General features: G+C 34.9%; 2 protein-coding genes and 1 pseudogene. All 3 read left to right on the top strand.

Annotated features, from left to right (window positions below; translation table 11 throughout):
* Window positions 1–189: 189 nt before the first annotated feature.
* Window positions 190–1,335 (top strand): SEC-C domain-containing protein, encoded by a 1,146-nt coding sequence (locus LWH95_RS21305; RefSeq protein WP_232920337.1) that lies wholly within the window; start codon window positions 190–192, stop codon window positions 1,333–1,335.
* A gap of 143 nt (window positions 1,336–1,478) precedes the next feature.
* Window positions 1,479–2,198, top strand: a complete 720-nt coding sequence (terS, locus tag LWH95_RS21300; RefSeq protein WP_232920336.1) for a phage terminase small subunit — start codon at window positions 1,479–1,481, stop codon at window positions 2,196–2,198.
* A pseudogene (locus tag LWH95_RS21295) lies at window positions 2,191–3,442 on the top strand (PBSX family phage terminase large subunit); the annotation flags it as partial. The gene terS and the pseudogene LWH95_RS21295, both read left to right, overlap by 8 nt.

Here is a 3,442-nt window from a genome sequence, read left to right as displayed (position 1 = left end):
ATTCAGTATAAAAATAAAGAACGTTTTTTAACTAAGGTTTCTGGTTTTAAAATTTTAATTGATGAATGCATTGAAGAAATTGAAGAGATTGAAGAGACAAAAAAGAAAAAAATATAAATTGACTAGGTCATGAATAAAGGCTCTTCTGTTTTAATGTATTTAAAATATTAAGGTAAGAGGAATGATAAGATGTTCTTGTTAACTGATGATTTGAGGAAAGAGGATTTAAAATTTGAACCATATGAGCCCTGTCCTTGTTTATCGGGTAAGAAGTTCAAGTTTTGCTGTTACCAAAAAGCGAGAAACTTTAAACAGAAATCTTTAAGGGAGCTTAATTATTCTGAAAGCAGAATACAATATGAAATGAGTAAACTGTGGGATGAAACTGATTTCAAAACATGTTTTGGATTTAATAAAGAAGAATGTGGTGATTTAATAAAAAATGCTCACTCGATACAAAATAATAGAATTCTTAATCGGATAAGTGATGAAAATCATGTTTACCAAATTTCACATAGATTCTCTAATGATGAAGGGATTACAACAGAGTTTAAAAGGATTAGCAAGAATAAAGCCAGTACTTTTTTCGGTTTTTGTGATTTTCACGATACAGAATTGTTTAAGCCTATAGAGTTAAAGGATTATGAAAATGAGGAAATACAAAATTTTTTATTTGCATTTAGAGCACTATGTATTGAAATGCATAAAAAAATTAGAAGGTTGGAGTCACTTAGAAATATATCCAAAAAGTACCCAAATAAATTAATTGACTCTTTTTTTGTTTATAATTTTAAACTAGCAGAGCTAGATATTAGAGATTTTAATTCTGATTATGAAAAATTTAAAAGGGGCTATCTTGAAAATAACTTTTCAAACATAAAAACATTATTTCGAAAGTTTCCATTTGAAATTAATTTTGCTGTATCGACTTCTTTTGCAGTCAATGAGGACTTAAAAGGAAATACTTTAAATGAGATTCATAATATTAATAAGAACCTTGTGCTTCCCTCAATTTATCTAAATATCTATCCTATCGAAGGTGGTACAAATATTATCATTTCATATTTTTCAGATAATGATGATGTGTATGGAGAATATTTTAATCAATTAGAGCTTTTAAATGATAAAGAATTTGTCGAGTATCTAAACTTTCTAATCATAGAATATACAGAAAACATCTTTTTCAGGCCTAATTTTATAGAAAGTTTAAACGAGAAACAGAAGTATTCATTGTTAAAAAGTTTTGAGTCATCAATTTTCCCACTGGAAAAATTCGAACTATTATATGAGGATAATTATTATAATTTTGATCTTTTTTCAAGAGACACTCAATAGAGTGTCTTTTTTATATCCCTCTGTAACTGTTTCCGCGGTAAATCTCATGAAAGAAATGGGCGGTTGTCGACTTGGATTCGGGGCAGTTTAGAGGGAGGATCTTCAAAACAACTTAATTCAAAAGGAGGCGGCAGTGAATGTAGATGGTTGAAAAGCACATACAGGCGTATAAGGATTATGTCAAAGGTATGAAATACAAAGACCTTGCTGAGAGATACGGGGTGTCTGTTAACACAATCAAATCGTGGAAACAGCGGCATGGTTGGCAAAGAAAAAAGGGTGCACCTCCCAAGAAAAGTGTGCACACAAAAAAAGTAGGTGCACCACTCGGTAACAAAAATGCTTTAGGGAATAAGGGCGGCGCACCACAGAGAAATCAAAACGCTATGACTCATGGATTCTTCTCGAAATTCTTGCCAGAAGAAACTCTCTCCATCATGGAAGAGATTCAGGAATGCTCACCTGTCGATATGATATGGGATCAGATACAGATCCAATATGCTGCAATTATAAGGGCTCAAAAAATCATGTTCGTTTCTGATAAGAAAGAAATGATTAAGGAACTTAAAAAGAAAAAGTCAATCCTATCTGAGATGGACGAAGTCGAAGAGGAAGAATACGAATTTCAATTTTCTTGGGATCGTCATGCTACGTTCTTGAACGCTCAATCTCGGGCAATGGCAGAGCTCAGGAACCTAATTAAACAGTTTGACGAATTAGCTAATTCAGAAGACGAACGACGCCTTAAATTGGAACATATACGCTTAAATATCAACAAGAAAAAATTAGAGGTTGAAGAGCTTACAGAAGAAGATAAACCTTTTGAAATCACCATTGTGAACAAAGGTGATGACAGTGATTAAACAAGTAAATCCTCATTTTAAAGAATTTCTTTTTGACTGGAGTCAAAAGTTTCAGTTTCTCGTTGGTGGTTATGGATCATCTAAAAGCTATCATGTTGCTTTGAAGATTGTTCTGAAATTGCTTAAAGAAAAACGAACTGCACTTGTTATCAGAGAAGTGTACGACACACATAGGGACTCAACATTTTCTCTTTTTGATGAACTTGTAAGTGATCTGAAATTAGATCATATTGTTAGGTGTGTTGCATCCCCTATGCAGATTCGATTTTCAAATGGCAGTCGCATCATCTTTAAAGGGATGGATAAGCCAGCCAAACTGAAATCAATCAATAATATTTCACTCATTTGGATTGAGGAATGTTCAGAAGTGAAGTATGAGGGATTCAAGGAGCTGTTAGGACGTCTTCGTCACCCGACATTGCCGCTTCACATGATACTTTCAACAAATCCAGTTGGAGAAGATAATTGGACTTTTAAGCACTTTTTTAAAAACGATCGAGAGAAGCGATTTGTACTGGATGATAAGGAGCTTTATGAAAAGCGGATAATCGTTAGCGACGATACCTATTATCATCACTCAACAGCAGACGATAATCTTTTTCTGCCAGAAAGCTATGTGCAACAACTTGAAGAATTGAAGACATACGATCCAGACCTTTACCGAATTGCGCGGAAAGGTCATTTTGGCGTGAATGGAATTCGGGTACTACCGCAGTTTGAAGAGCGACCACATGAAGAGGTTTTGAAGGCAATCGCTGATATTAACCGCCCTCTTAAACGGGTTGGTATGGATTTTGGCTTTGTGGAATCGTATAACGCCGTTGTTAGAGTTGCTGTGGATCACGAGAAGAAATATCTCTATATCTACTGGGAGTATTACAAAAATGGACTGACGGATGATAAGACAGCCGAAGAACTCAAGGAATTTGCAGAGACTAAGGAATTAATCAAGGCGGATTCAGCAGAGCCCAAAACAATACGTTATTTTCAGCAACACGGTTTCAATATGGTAGGTGCCCGAAAGTATCAAGGATCACGTCTCCAATACACAAAGAAGATCAAACGGTTCAAGAAGATCATTTGCTCTGATCGTTGCGAGAACACGATTTATGAACTAAAACCGCTCACTTATGCTACCGATAAGCTGGGGAACATCATAGAACTATAGACCCGCATACACTATCAGCTATCTGGTACGCTCTCGATGATTATGAGGTAACCGATTTGAAAGAAGAATCTAAAGG

The organism is Bacillus sp. G16 (genome assembly GCF_021282335.1).
GTDB classification, from domain to species: domain Bacteria; phylum Bacillota; class Bacilli; order Bacillales; family Bacillaceae; genus Bacillus; species Bacillus inaquosorum.
This window is presented reverse-complemented; position numbering and strand designations above follow the sequence as displayed.

Bases quoted from the DNA above. Each gene is read 5' to 3' on its own strand.
- LWH95_RS21305 (WP_232920337.1), top strand. From the start codon at position 190: ATGTTCTTGTTAACTGATGATTTGAGGAAAGAGGATTTAAAATTTGAA.
- terS (WP_232920336.1), top strand. From the start codon at position 1,479: ATGGTTGAAAAGCACATACAGGCGTATAAGGATTATGTCAAAGGTATG.